Below are 18417 nucleotides of genomic sequence, written 5' to 3' on the forward strand. Positions count from 1 at the left end.
AGTGGCTGGTTCTCTAGCTTGCGGTCTTGTCGGAATCCACCGGGTAAAATGTATAGCTCAGTGTGATCGTCTCGACATCCTTGGTGTCGGGATCGGTCAGGATCTTCGGATCGACGAAGAAGATCACCGGCATACGCACCGTTTCGCCCGGTTTCAGCGTCTGCTGGGTAAAGCAGAAACACTCGATCTTGGTGAAATATTTGCCTGCCTGATAAGGCGTTACGTTATAGGTCGCGGTGCCGGTGACGGGCACGGCCGCGCGATTGGTGGCGGTGAAAAACGCCATGTCGCGTGCGCCCACCTCCACCGTCTCGCTGCCCTGTTCGGGCGCGAAGCGCCACGGCAGGCGCGAACTGGTGTTGGCATCGAAATCGATGCGGATCGCGCGATGCACGCTGCCCGGCGCGGTCAGCCCGCGCTGGGTGGTGCCGTTGAGCCCGGTCACCTGACAGAACAGGCGGTAAAGCGGGACGCTGGCGAAGGCGAGCCCGGTCATGAAGCAGATGCCGAGCACCGCGAACAGCGCGGTGCGCGTGGTACGCGCGATCTTCATCTGATCGGCATCCCCGCCTTGATCTTCACCATGGTGATCGCGAACACCAGAATGACGAACGCGCCCAGCAGCACCGCCATCACGATCGCGCGGCCCTTCTGGCGCTGGCGGATCAGTTTTTCTTCTTCCTTGTTCATGCCACCCACCGGTCAATCACCAGCGCGCCGAACACGACGAACAGGTAGAGAATCGAATATTTGAACAGCGCCTTTTCAGGCTTCATCGCATCATCCGGCTGGCTCGTGCGGGTCGCGACGCGCAAGGCGAGCAACCCGAACCATGCCGTTGTGACGATCGACACCACGCCATAGATCGAGCCGGAGAGCCCCAATGGCCACGGCAACACCGCCGCCACGGCCATCGGAATCGTGTAGAGCCCGATCTGGTGCCGCGTGGTGCGCTCACCCGCCACCACGGGCAGCATCGGGATGCCGGCATTGGCGTAGTCGGTCTTCACGAACAGCGCGAGCGCCCAGAAATGCGGCGGCGTCCACAGGAAGACGAGCAGGAACAGCAGCAGCGGGAGCAGGGTGACATGCCCGGTCGCGGCAGCCCAGCCGATCAGCGGCGGGAAGGCACCGGCCGCGCCGCCGATCACGATATTCTGCGGCGTGCGCGGCTTTAGCCACACGGTGTAGATCAGCACGTAGAACAGGATCGACACGGCAAGGATCGCCGCCGCCAGCACGTTGATCGCCAGCCCCATCAGGATCACGGAGAAAGACCCGAGCCCGACGCCGAAGTGCAACGCCGCCTGGCGCTCCATCCGCCCGGCCGGCAGCGGGCGCTCCGCGGTGCGACGCATCACAGCGTCGATATCCGCTTCATACCATTGGTTGAGCGCCCCTGCCGCCCCCGCGCCGAGCGCGATGCACAGAATCGCGGTGAACCCCAGCACGGCATTGATGCGATGCCCATCGATCGCCGGCGCGGCGAGCAGGCCACACAGGCCGGTAAAGACGACAAGCGTCATCACCCGGGGCTTGGTCAGCGCCAGGAAATCCCGCCAATGGGCTGGCGGCAGAAGGGGGGAGGTGGTGCTCATGGCAAGTTCGCCGCCGCCATAGCCCGTCGCGTCGCGTGGGAAAAGGCCTGCGTGGATGGGGGCGACCTGCCCCCGGTTTGCGAAGGCGCGGAATCTCGGCGGAAGCCTCAGCAAGTTACTCGGCCGGGCGTCGCTGAAGGGCTGGAAATGGCGAAATTCAGCCGATTTTCCGGGCACGCCTCCCGCGCGTCCCGCCCTTCACAAAGCAGCGAACGGGTGGAGGCATGCCTGTGCCATTGCTCCGCCGCTTTATCGTGAGCCGCCGGGCACCCACAATATGTCGCCACCGGCGCGCAGGTTCACCACGCGACAGGCGACGAACAGGAAATCGGACAAGCGGTTGAGGTAGATCAGCGCCTGTGGATTGGCGCCACTGCCGATAGCCACCGCGGACCGTTCCGCGCGCCGTGAAATCGCGCGCGCCAGATGCAGCGCCGCCGCCGCGCCGCCGGGCAGGATGAAGCTGCGCAGCGGGGGCACCTCGGCGTTCATCGCGTCGATCTCCGCCTCCAGCCGCTCGATCTGCGCGGGCACGATGCGCAACGTCATTTCGGTCGGCGTGAAATCTTCGCCGGGGGTCGCGAGATCGGCTCCAAGATCGAACAGGTCGTTCTGGATTCGTCCGAGCGCGGCGACCAGCGCCGGATCGTCGGCCAGCCCGGCAATCGCCACACCGATGGCGGAGTTCGTTTCATCGACATCGCCGATCGCCTGCATCCGCGCATCCGTCTTGGAAACGCGGCTGCCGTCGACGAGCCCGGTCGTCCCCGCATCGCCCGTGCGGGTGTAGATCTTGTTCAGCTTGACCATTTCATTCCTTGCCGCGCGCCGCCTCGTCCGGAAGTGGGCGTCTCAGGGGCGGCCCATCGAGAACAACAGCACCACGCAGATCAGGATCGCCAGCGCCTGAAACAGGATGCGCTGCTGCATCATCCGGTTGGACTTGAGCTGGGTCGCGCTCGGGCCGGTACCGCCTTCGCCGCGCGCCTCGGCGCTGGCACCCTGAAGGAAGGTGACGACGCCGCGCACAAGCGCGACCACCGTAGCGATCATCGCTGCCACCAGCAGGATGATGAGGAAAATCTTCATGGCGGATTCCCCTACGCCTTCGCGGACGCGATGGGAAGTCGCCCGGCGCGCAGCATTTCGGCGATCGCGCGACCATCCTCGCCAGCTTCCCGCAGCGCCGCCAGTGTCGGGCTGCCGTGGCGTTTGGCGAGCCGTTCGCCATCCGGCCCGACGAGCAGATCGTGGTGGTGATAGGCCGGGGTCGGCAGATCGAGCAGCGCCTGCAACAGCCGGTGGACATGCGTCGCGGCGAACAGGTCGCGCCCACGGATCACGTCGCTGATCCCCTGCGCGGCATCGTCCACCGTCACCGCGAGGTGATAGCTTGCCGGCGCATCCTTGCGCGCCAGCACCACATCCCCCGCCGCCAGCGGATCGGCCGCCACGACGGCGCCGTTATCGCTCCATTCGAGCGGCCCGACGCGTGCCACCGCCTTCGCCATATCGAGCCGCCAGCAATGCGGCTCGTCCATCCGCCCCACGGCGTCTATCGCGCGACAGGTGCCTGGATAGGTCGGCTCGGGCCCGTGCGGGGCGGAGAGGCTCGCGGCGGAAATTTCGGCGCGCGTGCAGAAGCATGGATAGAGCAACCCCATGTGTCGCAGCCGCGTCAGCGCATCGGCGTAAAGATCGAGCCGCTGCGACTGAAAGACGATCGCGCCGTCCGAGGCCAGGCCGAGCCAGCGCAGATCATCGACGATCGTCGCGACATGCTCGGGCCGGCTGCGCGTGCCGTCGATATCCTCGATACGCAGCAGAAAGCGTCCGCCGCGCACGCGCGCGAAATCATGCGCGAGGATCGCGGACCAGGCATGGCCGAGATGCAGCCGCCCGGTCGGCGAAGGAGCGAAACGCGTGACGATCACCCGCGCCATGTGGCGCCCGCGCCGGGCGACGGCAATGCCTTCCACCGCAAGACAGTCGTAACGGTTGCGTAACCTAGTGAAAATGCCAAAGTCTCCCAGCCGAATCGGGGGAGCGGTGTTTGGGGTCTGCAGAATTCGCGCTCGGCTGGATCGATGCGGCAACGCGCGAGGTGACGCTGTTCGCGGCGGCCGGCTTCCTGATCGGGGGCATCGACGATCTGCTGATCGATCTGGTGTGGCTGATCCGGCGGCTGACGCGCGGCAGCGACGTGATCCCCCTCAACGAACTGCCCCTTCCCGCCGTCCCGCGCCGCTTCGCGATCCTCGTGCCCGCCTGGGATGAGAGCGCGGTGATCGGCGCAATGCTCCGCACCACGCTGGCGCGGCTCGATCATCCCGATTTCCGTATCTACGTTGGTTGCTACCCCAATGACCGCGCGACGATCGATGAGGTCGCAGCGGTCGCCGCGAAAGACGCGCGGGTCAGCCTGGTCGTGGGAGACCGTCCCGGCCCGACCACCAAGGCCGATTGCCTCAACACCCTGTGGCGCGCGCTCGCCCGCGCACCGCACCCGGCCGATGCGATCGTGCTGCACGACGCGGAGGACGTGGTGCATCCCGCTGAATTGCGGGTGTTCGATGCGCGGCTCGATGCGCATTCGGCAGTGCAGATTCCGGTGTTGCCGCTGCCCCGCGCCGAATCCCCGCTCGTCGCCGGCCATTATTGCGGGGAGTTCGCGGAGGCTCATGGCAAGGAGCTGGTCGTGCGCACGGCGCTCAACGCGGGGCTGCCCTTCGCCGGTGTCGGCTGCGCGATCCGCCTCGACGCCTTGATCGCGATCACCGCCGAACATGGCGCACCATTCGACGCCGACAGTCTGACGGAGGATTACGAACTCGGCCTGCGCCTAGCCGCCGCGGGCCATGCCGCGCATTTCGCGCGGGTGCGCGAAACGCCACATGGCGCGCTGATTGCGGTGCGCGAATATTTCCCCGCGACGATCAATGCGGCAGTGCGACAGAAAGCGCGCTGGATGACCGGCATCGCGCTCGCCGGCTGGGATCGCATGGGATGGGGTTGCGCGCTTGATCTTGGCGATCACTGGATGCGGATCAGGGACCGCCGCGCGACGCTCGCGGTGATCGTGCTCGCCGCTGGATATATGGCGCTGATCGGCTGGGCACTGTCGACGGCCGGCCATGCGCTCGTTGGCGGCGCCATGCCTGAAACGAGCGCCGCCACGCGGATGATGCTCTTCGCAAATCTGCTGTTGCTGCTGTGGCGGGTGGCGTGGCGCTTCGCCTTTACGGCGCGCAGCTATGGCTGGCGTGAGGCATGGTGGTCACCGCCGCGCATGATCGTGGGCAATATCATCGCCCTGCTCGCCGCGCGCCGCGCCGCGATCCGTTACGCCGGGTTGCTCACCGGCCGCACGCCGAAATGGGACAAGACCGACCACGCCTATCCCGCGCAATTCGCGGAAGGAGCGTCATGATCGGCGAAAGCCGCCCGCTGCGCTTCGTGATGGTGATTGTCGGCGGATGGGTCGGCGTGCGGATCGCGCTGCTGTGGCCCGTCCATGATCCCGCTGCGGTGTTGATGGCGATTTCGCCGGTCGTGCCTGCCGCTGCGCATGTCGAGCCGCGATCCGCCACCGTGACAGATCACTTCGACCATGGTTCGCCGCGTGAGGCGGTGGCCGCCGCTATCGCCATGCCCGATCCGCACGGACCGTATCGTCATTCGCTTCCCGATACGTATGAACAGTCCGTCGCGCTGACCGCGCCAGCCCCTTTCGTCGCGGTGATGGACAAGGAAGCTCCCGGCGCCACGATGCCCCAAACGGAGATCGGCGCGCCGCTAACGTTCGGACGAACGCCGCACACCCCGGCCGCGCGGCTCGCGGGAAGCGCATGGCTGATCGCGCGCGGCGCGGGGCCGGCGGCCCCCTTCGCGCCGCAATTGGGCGGCAGCCAGGCCGGCGCGCGACTGACCTATGCGCTGGGCGATTCTCGCCGCATCGCGATTGCGGCGCGCTTTTCCTCGGCACTGGCGATGCCTCAGCGCGAGGCGGCGATCGGGATGGACTGGCAGCCCACCGCATTGCCCGTCCACCTGTTCGCCGAACAGCGCATCGCCATTTCCGAAGGGCGCGGCGGCCCGGCGGTGGGCGTGATCGCCGGCCTTCCCCCCACCCGGCTCGCGGCCGGCTTCTCGCTCGACGGCTATGGTCAGGCCGGCGCGATCGGGCGGCACGGCGGCGAGGGGTTCATCGACGCGGCCGCCCATGTGACGCGCCCGATCGCCGCGATCGGCACGGCGCGCGTCGAACTCGGCCTCGGCGCATGGGGTGGCGCGCAGCCTGGCGCGGCGCGGCTGGATATCGGCCCGGCGGCGAGCGTGGCCGTGCGGGCGATCGTGCCACTGCGCATCTCGCTCGAATGGCGGCAACGCATCGCGGGTGAAGCGCGGCCGGGGTCCGGGCTGGCATTGTCGTTGGGGGCGGATCTCTAGGCGCCGTACGAGACAGGGAAGCCCGCGCGCCGCTTGCTCGAGGATTCGGCAACGGGCGCCGGACAGACGATACGATATTGCAGACGCGATCGCGCCGGCACATCTTCCACCAGCGCCGCTAAACGCTTACCGCTCAATCATGGACCTCTATCTGCCGATCGCCAATCTGTCGGTGAACGCGCTCGTGATCATCGCGCTTGGCGCGGGGGTCGGGCTGCTTTCGGGCATGTTCGGGGTCGGTGGCGGATTCCTCACCACGCCCTTGCTGATCGTCTACGGCATCCCGCCGACCGTCGCCGCCGCCAGCGCGGCGAGCCAGGTGACGGGCGCGAGCGTCTCCGGCGTCTTCGCCTATTTCCGGCGCGATGGGGTGGACGTGAAAATGGGCGGCGTGCTGGTCGCGGGGGGCATCATCGGCTCGTTCCTCGGCGCATGGCTGTTCCGCCTGCTGCAATCGGTTGGGCAGATCGATACGACGATCGCGATCACTTATGTCCTGCTGCTCGGTTCGATCGGCGGGCTGATGCTCAAGGAATCTATCGAGGCGATTCGCGTCGTCCACGGCAAGAGCGTCGCGCGACCGCGCCGGCGACGGCATCACCCGCTCGTCGCCAGTCTGCCGTTTCGGATGCGCTTCTATCGTTCCGGTCTCTATATCTCGCCGCTCGCGCCGCTGTTGCTCGGCATGGCGACCGGCATCCTGACGATCCTGCTCGGCATCGGCGGCGGCTTCGTGCTGGTGCCGGCGATGATCTATCTGCTGGGCATGGCGACGCAGGTGGTGGTCGGCACATCGCTGTTCCAGATCCTGTTCGTCACCGCCGCTGCGACGATGGTCCACGCCACCACCACCAAGGCGGTGGATATCGTGCTTGCCGGGCTGCTACTGCTCGGCTCCGTCGCCGGCGCGCAGATCGGCGCGCGCTTCGCGGAAAAGGCGCGGCCGGAATATCTCCGGCTGGCGCTGGCGATCATGGTGCTGCTGGTCGCGATCCGCATCGGGCTGGGACTGGGGTGGCGTCCGGATGAAATCTACACGGTGGATCTGTCGTGAAGCGCGCGATGCTCGCGTTGACGCTGGCCACGCCGCTGATGATGGCGCAGGCCAAGCCCGTGCTCGTCCCCGACGTGTCGCAACGCGAGATCGAAATCGCATACAGTTTCACCGGCGCCGAACTCCTGCTGTTCGGCGCGATCCTTCTCCCGCCCGGCGAGCCGCGTGCTGATGCACGCCACCCGATCGACGTGGTGGTGGTGGTGAAGGGCCCGGCCGAATCGATCACGATCCGCGAGAAGGAGAAGGTCGCGGGAATCTGGGTCAACGCCGATCAACTGCGATATAGCTCCGCGCCGAGTTTCTACGCCATCGCCTCATCGCGGCCGATCCGCGATCTGGTCGATGATCGGACACGCGCGATCTACGAGCTGGGGCTGGACAGTCTGCAACTCTCGCCCACCTCTTCCGCCCCGTCCGACGTGCAGGATCGCTTTACGCGCGGGCTGGTCGATCTGCGCGCGCGCAGCAACCTCTATTACGAGGCGCCGCGCGCCGTGGAGATCACCGATGGGGTACTGTATCGCGCGCGGATGAAAATCCCGGCGCGCGTCCCCGTCGGGCGGTTTACCGCCGAAACCTTCCTGATCCGCGACGGCAAGGTATTGGGCGCTGCCGTGCGTGATATCGACGTGCGCAAATCCGGCTTCGAGCGCTTTGTCGCACGGGCCGCCGAGCATTCCTCATTCCTCTACGGCCTGACCGCCGTCGCGCTGTCGGTGTTGCTCGGCTGGGGCGCGGGCGCAATCGCGCGGCGCGTTTGACGGCTTCGCGCCGGCAACCTCATCCTTAATTTACCAAATCAGGCGATGATGCCCCGGTTCTGTTGACCCCGTGGGACTTATCGCATGACCGAGATGCCGGCGCCGGGCGCCTTTATGGAAGCAAAGCCCGAAACGGCACACGATAGCCACGCGCTGCCCGATCCGATCGGGATCGTGCTGGAAATCGGCGGCTCATCGAGCAAGGTGATGTTCGAAATGGCCGCGCTGGCGGCACTCGCCGATCATCCCGATCCGCTGGTCGCCAGTGCCGGGCAGGTCGGCGGCCAGATCAAGGTGCCAGTCGGCGCAAACTGGCTGATCGCCAACATCCGCTCGTTGCGGCTCGATGATGTCAACAGCGGGCGTGTCATTGCCGATGTCGATTTCCTTGGCGAAGGCGGCGAGGAAAAGCTGACCCGCAAGCTTTATCATTTCCGGCGCGGCATTACGCGATATCCCACGCCCGGCGCGGAGGTGTTTCCGGTGACCCGCGTCGATCTCCGGCAGGTATATGCCGCCGATGACCGCGCGCACATCGAGGTCGGCTCGGTCTATCCCACGCGCGACATTCGCGGCGCGCTGTTCATCGATTCGATGCTCGGCAAGCATTTCGCGCTGCTCGGCTCGACCGGCACCGGCAAATCGACCTCCGCCGCACTGATCCTGCATCGCATCTGCGAGCGCGCGCCCAACGGCCATATCGTGATGATCGATCCGCACGGCGAATATGCGGCCGCATTCCGCGGCAATGGCGCGCTTTACGACGTATCGAATCTTCAGATGCCGTATTGGCTGATGAACTTCGAGGAACATTGCGAAGTATTCCTCACCAGCGATTGCGCCGAGCGTCAGGTGGATGCGGATATTCTCGCCAAATGCCTGCTCGCCGCACGCGCCAAGAGCCGTGCCGGTCAGGGGATTCCGAAGCTCACGGTCGATGCGCCGGTGCCGTATCTGCTGAGCGATCTTTCCGCGCAGCTTCAGGCCGAGATGGGCAAGATGGACAAGGCGAGCAACAGCGCGCCCTTCCTGCGCATCAAATCCAAGATCGATGAGATCAAGGCCGATCCGCGCTACAGCTTCATGTTCTCCGGCATGCTGGTGGCGGACACGATGGCGAATTTCATCGCCCGTGTGTTCCGCCTGCCTGGTGACGGCAAGCCGATCTCGATCATCGACGTGTCAGGCGTGCCGAGCGAGATCACGTCCGTGGTGGTCGCCATGTTGAGCCGCATGGTGTTCGATTTCGCGATCTGGTCGCGCAACGAGCCACAGCGACCGATCCTGCTCGTCTGCGAGGAAGCGCATCGCTACATCCCCTCCGATCGCGAAACCGCCACCTCGGTCTCGCGCATCCTTGGCCGGATCGCCAAGGAAGGGCGTAAATACGGTGTCGCGCTCGGCCTCATCACGCAGCGGCCCTCAGACCTTGCCGAAGGCGTGCTGTCGCAATGCGGCACGATCATCGCGATGCGCCTCAACAACGATCGCGACCAGGCATTCGTCCGCGCGGCGATGCCCGAAGGCGCGCGCGGCTTTCTCGATGCGATTCCGGCGCTCCGCAACCGCGAATGCGTGATCTGCGGCGAAGGCGTGTCGATCCCCATCCGCGTCGCATTCGACACGCTGGAAGAGGAGCGCCGCCCCGCCTCCGCCGATCCATTATTCTCGCAATTGTGGAACGAAGTGGGCCACGAGGAAGAGATTATCGGGCGCACGATCCAGAAATGGCGGGTGCAGGGGAAATAGGCACGGTGACTTGAGCGGGCGCCTTGCGCGGATCACGCGGCCGTGGCGGTACCGAACTTGTCCTGTCGTCGCTTGCCGACCAGCAGCCCGGCCTCCAGCCGCGCGCACAGCGTGAGATAATAATCGCCGAGGAAACCGGGATCGTCGCCATCGTCGGGGATGCCCGCCTTGTGGCGGATCGTCGCGGCCACCGCCGCAATCGCGGCCGGCTTGCCGTTGCGCAACACATCCTCCAGCGTTTGCAGCTCGTACACGCCATAAAGCGCCAGCGCCGCCTCGGGAAATACGCGGCGCGGCCGCTCGCTGGTGTGCGCAAGATCGGCGGCGAGCTTCCCGGCGGGGGCGTGGATCACCCATGTGCCCGCGACCATGTCGCCAGCGCGCAGCCGATCGCGATTGAATAACGGGAAGAACAGGAAAATCCCGCTCCACGACAACGCGAATATCGTCAGGAAAGCGTCCGCCGTTCCCTCCGCCGACTGCGCGACAAGAAACGACAGCGGCAGAAATATTTCGATCTCGCGCAGCGCGTTGCGTGCAATCACCGCGCTGGCGGTGAGCCGAGCGCCGTCGCGCGCCACGACACGCAGCCCCATCACGCGCTTGCCCGGCGTCGCGCCACGGCCGCTCATCTCGAACAGCACGAACCAGCCGTTGCGTAACACGAACGCCCCGATCAGCCACAGGATCGTCAATATCTCGGACTTGGTGGCCACCAAGGTCAAGGCGATGACGATCGTGCTGACGATCAGCACCAGCAGGATGAGCGAAACATCCACCGCAAAGGCCGCCGCGCGCGTGCCGGCCGAGCCGAGTTCTAGCCGCAGATCGACTCCCTCCGGCGTGACGAAGCTGCGGCGCAGCGAGCGCGGCCCCGTCGTGTCGCGTGACTTACGCCCGAACGGCCAGCGCATGACGCCTCCCGATCGCGTAGAAATAGATCAGCCAGCCAACCAGCATCGCGGCGCCGATCGCAGCACGCGCGCCATCGGTCCTGACCACCTGTCGACCGATCCCCTCCAGCACGCCGGCCACCGCGAGCATCACCACCGCGCCCATCATCGCGGTCGCGGCGGTGCGCCCGGCACGGATCACTGCTTCCATCCGGTCCTGCCGGCCCGGAAAGGCGATCGCACCCCCGATCCGTATCCCCGCCGCCCCGGCGATGATGATCGCGAACAGCTCCGTGGTGCCATGAATTGCGAGCCACGCCGCCAGATTGAGACCGAGCCCCTTGGGAATGAACACCGCGAACATCGCCCCCAGCATCAGCCCGTTATAGAAGATCAGCAGCACCGTAGGCACCGCGAACGCGAAGCCCAGCGCGAACGAGAAGATGGCGATCTGCGCATTGTGCCCGAACAGAAAGGCGGCGAACGTCGCCAGCCCGTCCCTCCCCTCGGGATAAAGCGTCCTGTGCAGCAGGGCAGCCGATGCGGAAGGATCGCGCCCCTCCGCCAATGCATGCGGGATGATGCCATAAAACCAGCCCGGATCGTTACGCACGAGCAGGTAAGCCAATAGCGCGCCGCCGAAGGTGAGCAGCGCCATCACCAGCGTTTCGCGCCACAGCGCGGCGACCGCGCCGGGCCAGCCGCGCGCGAAGAACCCACCCAGTTCGCGCAGCGCCGATGTCGGCACGCCATAGACCTGGAAATAGGCACGCGCGCAAAGCTGCTCCAGATAAACGATCAGAGCGCGATCGAGCGACGTTTCCCGCGCCACCGACAGCGAGGACAGCGCCGAGCGATAAAGCAGCGGCAACGCAAGCAGATCGTCGTCGGAAAGCGCCCGCAGCGAGCGCCGCTCGATCCGTGTGACCAGCGCCTCCAGCCGCTCCCAATCGACGGTGTGCGCGGCGCGGAACCGGCTGGTGTTGACCAGAATCGGCTGATCCTCCACCCGTGCGCTCACAACAGGTTCCTCCGCTTCAAGTCGATATAGCCGTGGACCAGCCGCTCACCGATCCGATCATGTTCACTTTCAATGACATGCGCGCCAAGATGCCTGAGCCGGGTGAGCACCAGCAACCGATCGCGCAGCAGCGCGGCGGCAGTGACAGCGCGGGTGACATCCGCCGCGTCCGCCGGCTCGCGTGCAACGATTGCCTCCAGTTCCTCGTCGCGCAGCACGACGATCAGGATCAGGTGCTTTTGCATCAGCCGTGCCACCGCCCGGACGAGGAAATCGGCGGAGGTAAGATCGGTGAATTCGGTGAACAGCACGATCATCGAACGACGCGTGAGCCGCCCCGCGAGCGTGGTGAGGGCGAAGGTGTAGTTGGTTTCCTCCGAACTGTAATCAATTGTCGCGGCGAGGCGTTGCAATTCGGCGAACGCCGCCGCGCCGCCGATGAACCCGCTGGCGATGCGCGGGCGTGAATCGAACGCGGAAAGCGCGATCCGGTCACCGAGCTTGAGCGCCACCCAGCCGCACAACAACGCGCCCTGCACCGCGCGATCGATCCGCGCCATGCCCGCGACCGGCTCGGTCATCTGGCGCCCGGCGTCGATCGCGAAGACGATCTGGCTGTTGCGCTCGCTGTGGAATTCCTTGGCGTGCAATTTGTGGAACCGGGCGGATTGCTTCCAGTCGATCGCGCGCCGATCCATCCCGGCGCGATATTCCACCAGCGCGTGAAAATCGGTGCCGTCGCCACGATCCGCCTGCGCGACCAGCCCCAACACCGCATGACGCTCGAATATCGCCGCACCACGATCGCGGATCGCCTCGATATCGGGGAGGATCGCCAGCCGCCGCTCGCCAGCTATGCGCGCCTGCCGCCAGACCAGGCCGAGCGGCCCGGCCCAACGCACCCACAGCAACGGAAACAAGGCGGTCCCGCGCCGGACGGGCGTGAGCACGAACCGGCCGATCCCTTCTCCCCCGAGCAGATCGACCCGCGCGAAGCCATCGTCCGCGCAGGTGACGAGCCGATCCGGCGACAGCGCGACCTCCGCAACATGCGGCGGCCGGCGACCGGCCAGCGCGACGATCACCGGCACATCGAGCGGCGCCGCGAGCGCGGCACTCGGCGGCAACACCACCTCGGCTGAGGCGCGCGCACGGCTCGCCAGCGCATCGAGCAGAATGAGCAGCAGCACCGCGAACGGCCACGCCAGCGCGGCATACCAGCGCCCCGGCGCCAATGTCGCGACGGCAAGCGCGATCGGCGCCCCCGCCAACGCACACAGCACCGCGAGGCGCGTGGGATAGATCAACGCGGCGCCTCGATCGTTTCGATGATCTGCGTCACCACATCCTCCACCGCGCGGCCGCCGATCTCGGCGGCCGGGGACAGGATCAGCCGGTGCCGCAAGACGGACGGGGCCAGCACCTTCACATCATCCGGGATGACGAAATCGCGCCCGTCGAGCGCCGCCCGCGCACGCGCGGCGCCGGCCAGCATCGCCCCGGCGCGCGGCGATGCTCCACTCTCCAGATCGGCGACGTCGCGCGTGTCACGGATCAGCGCGACGATATAGTCCGTCACCTCGTCGACCAGCCGCACCGTGCCGACCACCCCGATCGCGGCAGCGATGGTCGCGGCATCGGCACAGCGCGCGACGCCCCATTCCTGCGGCGACATCACCGATTGCCGCGCGCCATGCGTGGCGACGATGCGCCGCTCCTCATCGGCGGAGGGATAGTCGACCGTCTGCTTGAACAGAAAACGATCGAGCTGCGCCTCGGGCAGCGGATAGACGCCCTGCTGCTCGATCGGGTTCTGCGTCGCGACGACCATGAAATGATCGCTGAGCGACAGGCTTTCGCCATCGATGGTCACGGTGCGTTCCTGCATCGCCTCCAGCAGCGCGGCCTGCGTCTTGGGCGGGGTGCGGTTAATCTCGTCGGCCAGCAGCAGCTCGGTGAAGATCGGCCCGCGCGTCAGCGTGAAGGTGGAGGTCTGGAAGTTGAACAAATTGGTGCCGACGATATCGCCGGGCATCAGATCCGGGGTGAATTGAATGCGGCCGAATTCCAGCCCGATCGCCTGCGCGAAACTGTGCGCGAGCAAGGTCTTGGCGGTGCCCGGCGGCCCTTCGAGCAGAACATGCCCGCCGGCGAACAGCGCCACCAGCAACAGATCGACGCTCGCCTCCTGCCCGACGACGGCCTTGCCGATTTCGGCGCGGATCGCCTGACCCAGCGCCTGAACATCATCAACCGTCACCTGGTCTTCTCCCATAGCCATTGGTGGAGCGCACGGGCCGCGCCCAGAATTTCCTCGCGCCGATCGGCACCCTCTGCCGCCGCGACCAGCGCGGTGAACGGCACATCGCCGCCCAGCCGATCGAGATAATTGTCCGCCTCCGCGTCGCGCAGATGCGCCGGCACGCCAAATGCGGCGCGCGCGCGATCGCGGATCATCGCGGCATAACGCCCGCCGAGCGCACCCTCGCGCCCCGCACGGCTGACGAGTGCGGCGGTATTGTCGATCAGCGCCACCTTGCCGAACGCGATCGCGCGTTCACGCGGCCGCGCCGCGCCGAACCGCGCCAGCGCCTGCCACCCGACGAGCGCCAGAACGACCGCGATCACGATCGTCAGCGCAAGGAACGGCGGCGTGAACATCAGCTTGAGCGGGCTGCGGCCGCGCCCGAGACCGTTCACCACGACATCGAACGCGACGAGCCCGCCATCGGGCGTGTTGAGGAAATCGAGCATCGCCAGCGCGGCACGCGCGCGTGGCAGATCGCGGATGCCGTGATTGGAGAGCAGATCCGGATCGGCGAGGATATAGCGGCGGCTACCGGGAAAGCGGCCAAGCACGACATGGCCGCGATCGTCGGTCAACAGCGGCTCCAGCTGCCCCGCGGCTATCGCCTGCAACGGGCGCGGCGCGGCGACGGCGAGCGCGCCCGGCGCGCCGCCGACGGGCACGAGCGGCCGGCCGAAGCTGCGCACCCGCCCGACACGCAGCATCGTGGCCGGCGCCAGCACGCCGATCGGCTCATTCACCGAAAGCAGGCCGCCGACATTGACCCAGCCCTGATGATCCGGATCGGCGATCGTCATCCATTTCGGCAGCACGATCAGCGTCGGGCGATCACCGCGCGCTTTCAATATGCCGCTCATATCGGCGGTCGAACGCTCCGGCGTGATGACGAGCAGATCGTCGGTATCCCACTCATTATCGTCGCGGATGATCCATGGCGCGCGGCCGGTGGCCTGCGCCAGCTCCACCAGCCCGGCATAGCCCGTCGCCGACTTCGACAGCGCATTCGAGCCGCCATGATCGCCATTGTCGAAATCGGGCGCGAACGCCCCCAGCACCAGCGTGCCCGCGAAACCGAGGATGCCGACCACAAGCAGCAGCGCGACGGTCAGCGCGCTGAAACCGCTGCCCGCATCTTTCCGGCCGACGGCGATATCGCTCATCCGCGCCACGCCTTGCTCAGCGCGAGATCGGCATAAGCGGCGCGCGCCGCCTGCCAATCATCCGAGCCGACCGGGCGCCCCCCGAACAGGCTGCGCTCGACCAAAGCCGCGATCTCGGCGAACAGCCCGCGCGCGCCGGGCGGCAGCGCCTCTGCTCGGGCAAGTTCGCGGCTGGTGAGCGCCGGGCGGACGAGGCGCGGCCGGCGGCGCGCGATGTCTTCGACCGACCGGAACAACAGGTGGTGGATCGCCTCGGCATATTGGCCCGCGGCGGCGAATGCATCCGCCTCATTGAGCCACGCACGCGCCGGGGCGGCGTCGGGCACCCATGCCTCCTCATCCGATACGGCTTCGGTCGGCGCGCGGCGGCGCCAGCGCGGCAGCCGCCATTCACCGCTGCGGAAACGATCCACGACCAACAGCACCAGCCCGGCCGCAACCAGGATGATGACGCTCCACAGGAAGATGCGCGCATAAGGGGCATCGGGCATCAGGCTGCTGATCCAGCGAAAAAACCGCCCGACAGGCTCCAGCATGTCGCCGATCCAATTCGCAAGCCGGCGCAGCCATTCCGGCGGCTTCGGCGGCGGCGCGGGCGTCGTCAGATTGAACTGGATCGACGCGTCCGCCCGCATGGCGCGATGCGCCGCGGCGAAGCGGTCGGCAATTGCCGGATCGTGAACCTGCCCCGCGATACGCCCCTCCCGAGCATCGCCCCCGCGACGCGGATCGAGCTTAACCCACTGATCGCTGTGCGCAACAGCGCGTTAGCCACTCGCCCGCATATATTTCTGGACAGGTATTCCGTCCCGCTGCACGCTCGCGTCAATCAAATGGGGGGAGATGGAAGATGGCTACCGCAGCCTTCGGCGAGCAACGACGCGACCTGTCGATCGGCCGGATATTCGAGCGCAGTTTTCAGGTGATCCGTGCGTATCCGCTTCAGACGCTGGGGGTAACCTTCGCATTGACGACGGTGCCGACCATACTCCTTCGGCTCGTCGGCATGAGCGCGGCCTGGACAACGGCCCTGATCCGCAACCCCGGCGGGATTTCCTATACCAGCATCGTCGGGGGTGGCTTGGGCATCATGCTCCTGTGGCTGGTCACATATGGCGCGGTCACCCAGGTGACGCTGGCGCAAGCCGATGGGCGCAAGCCCGATCTGGGCGAGATGCTGACGATCGGGGCAAAACGCAGCCTGCCGCTGCTGGCGGTCTATCTTCTCTATGCGCTCGCCACCACGATAGGCTTCGCTCTGCTGATCGTGCCGGGGATATTCCTGGCGGTGATGTGGTCGATCGCAACCACGGCGGTGGTGGCGGAGCGCCCCGGCGTGTTCGGTGCCTTCGGCCGCAGTGCCGCGCTAACCAAGGGCGCGCGCTGGAAGGTGCTGGGCGTGCTGCTCGTCGCCTTCATACTCTATATGGTCATCGTCATGGTCGGCGGAGTGCTGACGGTGGCGAGCAGCGGTTCGCTGGCGGCGCTCCAGACAGGCGTGCAACCGCCGTTCGGCTTCGCGCAGCTCGTTGCGATGCTGATCAACACTGTCGCGCTAACCTGGATGATGGTTCTTTTCGCCGCGCTGTTCATCGAATTGCGCGAATGGAAAGAAGGGCCGGATACCGATCGGCTGGCCGAAATCTTCGCCTGAGGAGGACCGGGTCAGGCGATCGCGGTCCGCAACCGCGTTCGCCGATCCGGCGAGAGCGACGCGCCGTTTCGCGCAGTCGCCGCGCCGTTCCGTGCGAGGATAAGCCTAACGTGCCGGCGCGGTTGCCAGCAGGTTCGAGACCTTCGCCTTGAATTCGCGCAGCGCCTTGCCCGACAGCATCGCGACGCTCGACATCGAAATCGTGCGCGGATTGACCGACACGCCGTTCTTCCACACCTCCCAATGGAGGTGCGGGCCGGTCGACAGGCCGGTCGAGCCGACATAGCCGATCACTTGTCCGCGCGACACGCGCTGGCCGGCGCGCACCGCGATGCGGCTCATATGGCCATAGCCGGTGGCGATGCCGCCGGGATGACTGAGCTTCACGAAATTGCCATAACCCCCGGCGCGGCCGGCCTGTGCCACCACGCCGTCCACGGCCGCGCGGATCGGAGAACCATAAGGCGCGCCGATATCCATGCCCTTGTGCATCCGCATGAAGCCAAGCAGCGGATGGACGCGCTTGCCATATGTGGAGGTGACATGGCCGGCGACGGGCATCCCCATCGCGCCGCGCTGCTCACTCTGGCCCTTGGCGTCCCACCATTGGCCATTGTCGCCCCAGCGCACCAGCTCGACCTTCTTGGTGCCCTGATCGAGCCCGGCAAACTGGAGCTGGCCGACCTGCACCTCGCCGGTGGCCGCGCGCGCCTGTTCGGCGATGATATCGAACCGATCGTCGGCGCGCACATCGCGGCCGATCGACACGCGCGAGGAGAGCGCCTTGATATAGGTTTCCACCAGTCGCGCCGGCACGCCGGCTGCGCGCGCCGAGCGATAAAGGCTCGATCCCACCCGCCCGGTGATGCGCAGTGGGGTATGGTCGATCGCGATCGGGTGACGTTCGAGCGTCAGCGTATCGCCGGCGCGGTTGACCGCGAGGTTGAGATCGAAGCGCGCACGGAAGGCGAGCCGTTCGAGCGGCCGCGCCTCGCGTCGGTCGGCACGGCGACCAAGCGTCAGATCGAGCATGGTGCCCGAGGGAATATCCTTGAGCGAAGCGGCCTGCGCGACCAGCGCCGCTGCCTGCGCCGCATCCGCTCGCCCCACACCGGCGCGTTGCAGCACCGCGCCGAAACGATCGCCTTCGCCCAGCGTCGCGGTCAGCTCGACGATCGGGCGCTCCGGCGTTTCCGCCAGCGGCCGGACGAGATCGCTCGCCGCCATTCGCCGCCCGGTGCCGCTGCCCAGCCCGAGCGGGGCGATCGACAATGGCCGCGCCTCCTCCCATGAGGCACCGGCAAGCGGCGGGGCGACATAGCCCTGCACGGGGCGCAACCCCGGCGCGGTGAGGATCGCGGCGGCGCACAGCGTGGTGCAGGTGGCGAGCCCGCGCCACCAGGTCAGCGAACCGATTTCGGCGCCGAGATCCGGCACCCAATCGATCCCCGCCATCGCGACGCGCAGCCGATCGAGACGGGATAGCGAAGCAACCGGAACGAGCGCGGCGACCGAACGAGCCCGTGCCCGCGCCGCCGGCAAGCTCCAATCCAGGTTGTTCGCGCAAAAACATGGCGAGGAAGAATCCCTCAAAAAAATTCGTCGTCGCCGACCCCCCGGCGTGTCCAGGTGCCGGGATGTAAGCCGAATGTTCTAAAGTCAAATTAACCTAGGGAAAGCTGGGGTTCCGATGCGGCGGGGCGTTCGCGCGCCGCGCCGAAGCGGCAATAGGTTGCATCGGCGCGCATCGCCGCCGATGTAGCATCG

At 66.8% G+C, this 18417-nt stretch carries 19 protein-coding genes; 6 read left to right on the top strand and 13 right to left on the bottom strand.

Going from position 1 to position 18417, the window contains the following annotated elements; translation table 11 throughout:
• Nucleotides 1–13: 13 nt before the first annotated feature.
• The 6 genes from P0Y64_05800 to gluQRS form a co-directional block, all read right to left on the bottom strand.
• Nucleotides 14–553, bottom strand: a complete 540-nt coding sequence (locus tag P0Y64_05800) for a cytochrome c oxidase assembly protein (GenBank protein ID WEK44321.1) — start codon at nt 551–553, stop codon at nt 14–16.
• Entirely contained in the window at nt 550–690 is a 141-nt protein-coding gene (locus tag P0Y64_05805; GenBank protein ID WEK44322.1) for a hypothetical protein, read from the bottom strand. Before P0Y64_05805 ends, P0Y64_05800 begins: the two co-directional genes overlap by 4 nt.
• The gene (locus P0Y64_05810) at nt 687–1598 is read right to left on the bottom strand and encodes a heme o synthase (GenBank protein ID WEK44323.1); all 912 of its coding nucleotides are present in this window, start codon (nt 1596–1598) and stop codon (nt 687–689) included. The genes P0Y64_05805 and P0Y64_05810 overlap by 4 nt, the downstream gene beginning before the upstream one ends.
• A 249-nt stretch (nt 1599–1847) precedes the next feature.
• Nucleotides 1848–2408, bottom strand: a complete 561-nt coding sequence (locus P0Y64_05815) for a cob(I)yrinic acid a,c-diamide adenosyltransferase (GenBank protein WEK44324.1) — start codon at nt 2406–2408, stop codon at nt 1848–1850.
• A 42-nt stretch (nt 2409–2450) separates the two neighbouring features.
• Nucleotides 2451–2687 (bottom strand): twin transmembrane helix small protein, encoded by a 237-nt coding sequence (locus P0Y64_05820; protein ID WEK44325.1) that lies wholly within the window; start codon nt 2685–2687, stop codon nt 2451–2453.
• Nucleotides 2688–2698: 11 nt separating this feature from the next.
• On the bottom strand, nt 2699–3541 hold the full coding sequence (gluQRS, locus tag P0Y64_05825) for a tRNA glutamyl-Q(34) synthetase GluQRS (GenBank protein ID WEK44983.1): 843 nt from the start codon (nt 3539–3541) through the stop codon (nt 2699–2701).
• A 110-nt stretch (nt 3542–3651) separates the two neighbouring features.
• Here gluQRS and P0Y64_05830 point away from each other — a divergent pair, with 110 nt between their 5' ends.
• The 5 genes from P0Y64_05830 to P0Y64_05850 all read left to right on the top strand — a co-directional run bounded on the left by P0Y64_05830 (nt 3652) and on the right by P0Y64_05850 (nt 9614).
• Complete coding sequence (locus tag P0Y64_05830; protein ID WEK44326.1) at nt 3652–5028, top strand: glycosyl transferase family protein; 1377 nt, start codon at nt 3652–3654, stop codon at nt 5026–5028.
• Nucleotides 5025–6047 carry a hypothetical protein gene (locus P0Y64_05835; GenBank protein WEK44327.1) on the top strand — a complete coding sequence of 341 codons (1023 nt, stop codon included), beginning with the start codon at nt 5025–5027 and terminating at the stop codon, nt 6045–6047. The genes P0Y64_05830 and P0Y64_05835 overlap by 4 nt, the downstream gene beginning before the upstream one ends.
• 139 nt (nt 6048–6186) lie before the next feature.
• A complete protein-coding gene (locus P0Y64_05840; GenBank protein WEK44328.1) occupies nt 6187–7101 on the top strand; it encodes a sulfite exporter TauE/SafE family protein in 915 nt (304 codons plus the stop codon).
• Nucleotides 7098–7865, top strand: a complete 768-nt coding sequence (locus P0Y64_05845; protein WEK44329.1) for a TIGR02186 family protein — start codon at nt 7098–7100, stop codon at nt 7863–7865. Before P0Y64_05840 ends, P0Y64_05845 begins: the two co-directional genes overlap by 4 nt.
• 114 nt (nt 7866–7979) lie before the next feature.
• The gene (locus tag P0Y64_05850; protein WEK44984.1) at nt 7980–9614 is read left to right on the top strand and encodes a DUF87 domain-containing protein; all 1635 of its coding nucleotides are present in this window, start codon (nt 7980–7982) and stop codon (nt 9612–9614) included.
• Between the two features lie 32 nt (nt 9615–9646).
• On the opposite strand, the gene P0Y64_05855 is transcribed toward P0Y64_05850, so the two are convergent.
• The 6 genes from P0Y64_05855 to P0Y64_05880 are packed head-to-tail and all read right to left on the bottom strand — an operon-like array spanning nt 9647 to nt 15631.
• Complete coding sequence (locus tag P0Y64_05855; GenBank protein ID WEK44330.1) at nt 9647–10528, bottom strand: RDD family protein; 882 nt, start codon at nt 10526–10528, stop codon at nt 9647–9649.
• Complete coding sequence (locus tag P0Y64_05860; GenBank protein ID WEK44331.1) at nt 10506–11528, bottom strand: stage II sporulation protein M; 1023 nt, start codon at nt 11526–11528, stop codon at nt 10506–10508. The genes P0Y64_05855 and P0Y64_05860 overlap by 23 nt, the downstream gene beginning before the upstream one ends.
• A complete protein-coding gene (locus P0Y64_05865; protein ID WEK44332.1) occupies nt 11525–12835 on the bottom strand; it encodes a DUF58 domain-containing protein in 1311 nt (436 codons plus the stop codon). The genes P0Y64_05860 and P0Y64_05865 overlap by 4 nt, the downstream gene beginning before the upstream one ends.
• Nucleotides 12832–13788, bottom strand: coding sequence for a MoxR family ATPase (locus P0Y64_05870; protein ID WEK44333.1), 957 nt, complete (start codon nt 13786–13788; stop codon nt 12832–12834). The genes P0Y64_05865 and P0Y64_05870 overlap by 4 nt, the downstream gene beginning before the upstream one ends.
• The gene (locus P0Y64_05875) at nt 13785–14996 is read right to left on the bottom strand and encodes a hypothetical protein (GenBank protein WEK44334.1); all 1212 of its coding nucleotides are present in this window, start codon (nt 14994–14996) and stop codon (nt 13785–13787) included. Before P0Y64_05875 ends, P0Y64_05870 begins: the two co-directional genes overlap by 4 nt.
• On the bottom strand, nt 14993–15631 hold the full coding sequence (locus P0Y64_05880) for a DUF4129 domain-containing protein (protein ID WEK44335.1): 639 nt from the start codon (nt 15629–15631) through the stop codon (nt 14993–14995). The genes P0Y64_05875 and P0Y64_05880 overlap by 4 nt, the downstream gene beginning before the upstream one ends.
• A gap of 215 nt (nt 15632–15846) precedes the next feature.
• On the opposite strand from P0Y64_05880, the gene P0Y64_05885 reads away from it, so the two are divergent.
• The gene (locus P0Y64_05885) at nt 15847–16650 is read left to right on the top strand and encodes a hypothetical protein (GenBank protein ID WEK44336.1); all 804 of its coding nucleotides are present in this window, start codon (nt 15847–15849) and stop codon (nt 16648–16650) included.
• Nucleotides 16651–16755: 105 nt separating this feature from the next.
• On the opposite strand, the gene P0Y64_05890 is transcribed toward P0Y64_05885, so the two are convergent.
• Complete coding sequence (locus P0Y64_05890; GenBank protein ID WEK44337.1) at nt 16756–18192, bottom strand: peptidoglycan DD-metalloendopeptidase family protein; 1437 nt, start codon at nt 18190–18192, stop codon at nt 16756–16758.
• Nucleotides 18193–18417 lie beyond the last annotated feature (225 nt).

This window comes from Candidatus Sphingomonas colombiensis (assembly GCA_029202845.1).
Classification (GTDB): Bacteria; Pseudomonadota; Alphaproteobacteria; order Sphingomonadales; family Sphingomonadaceae; genus Sphingomonas; species Sphingomonas colombiensis.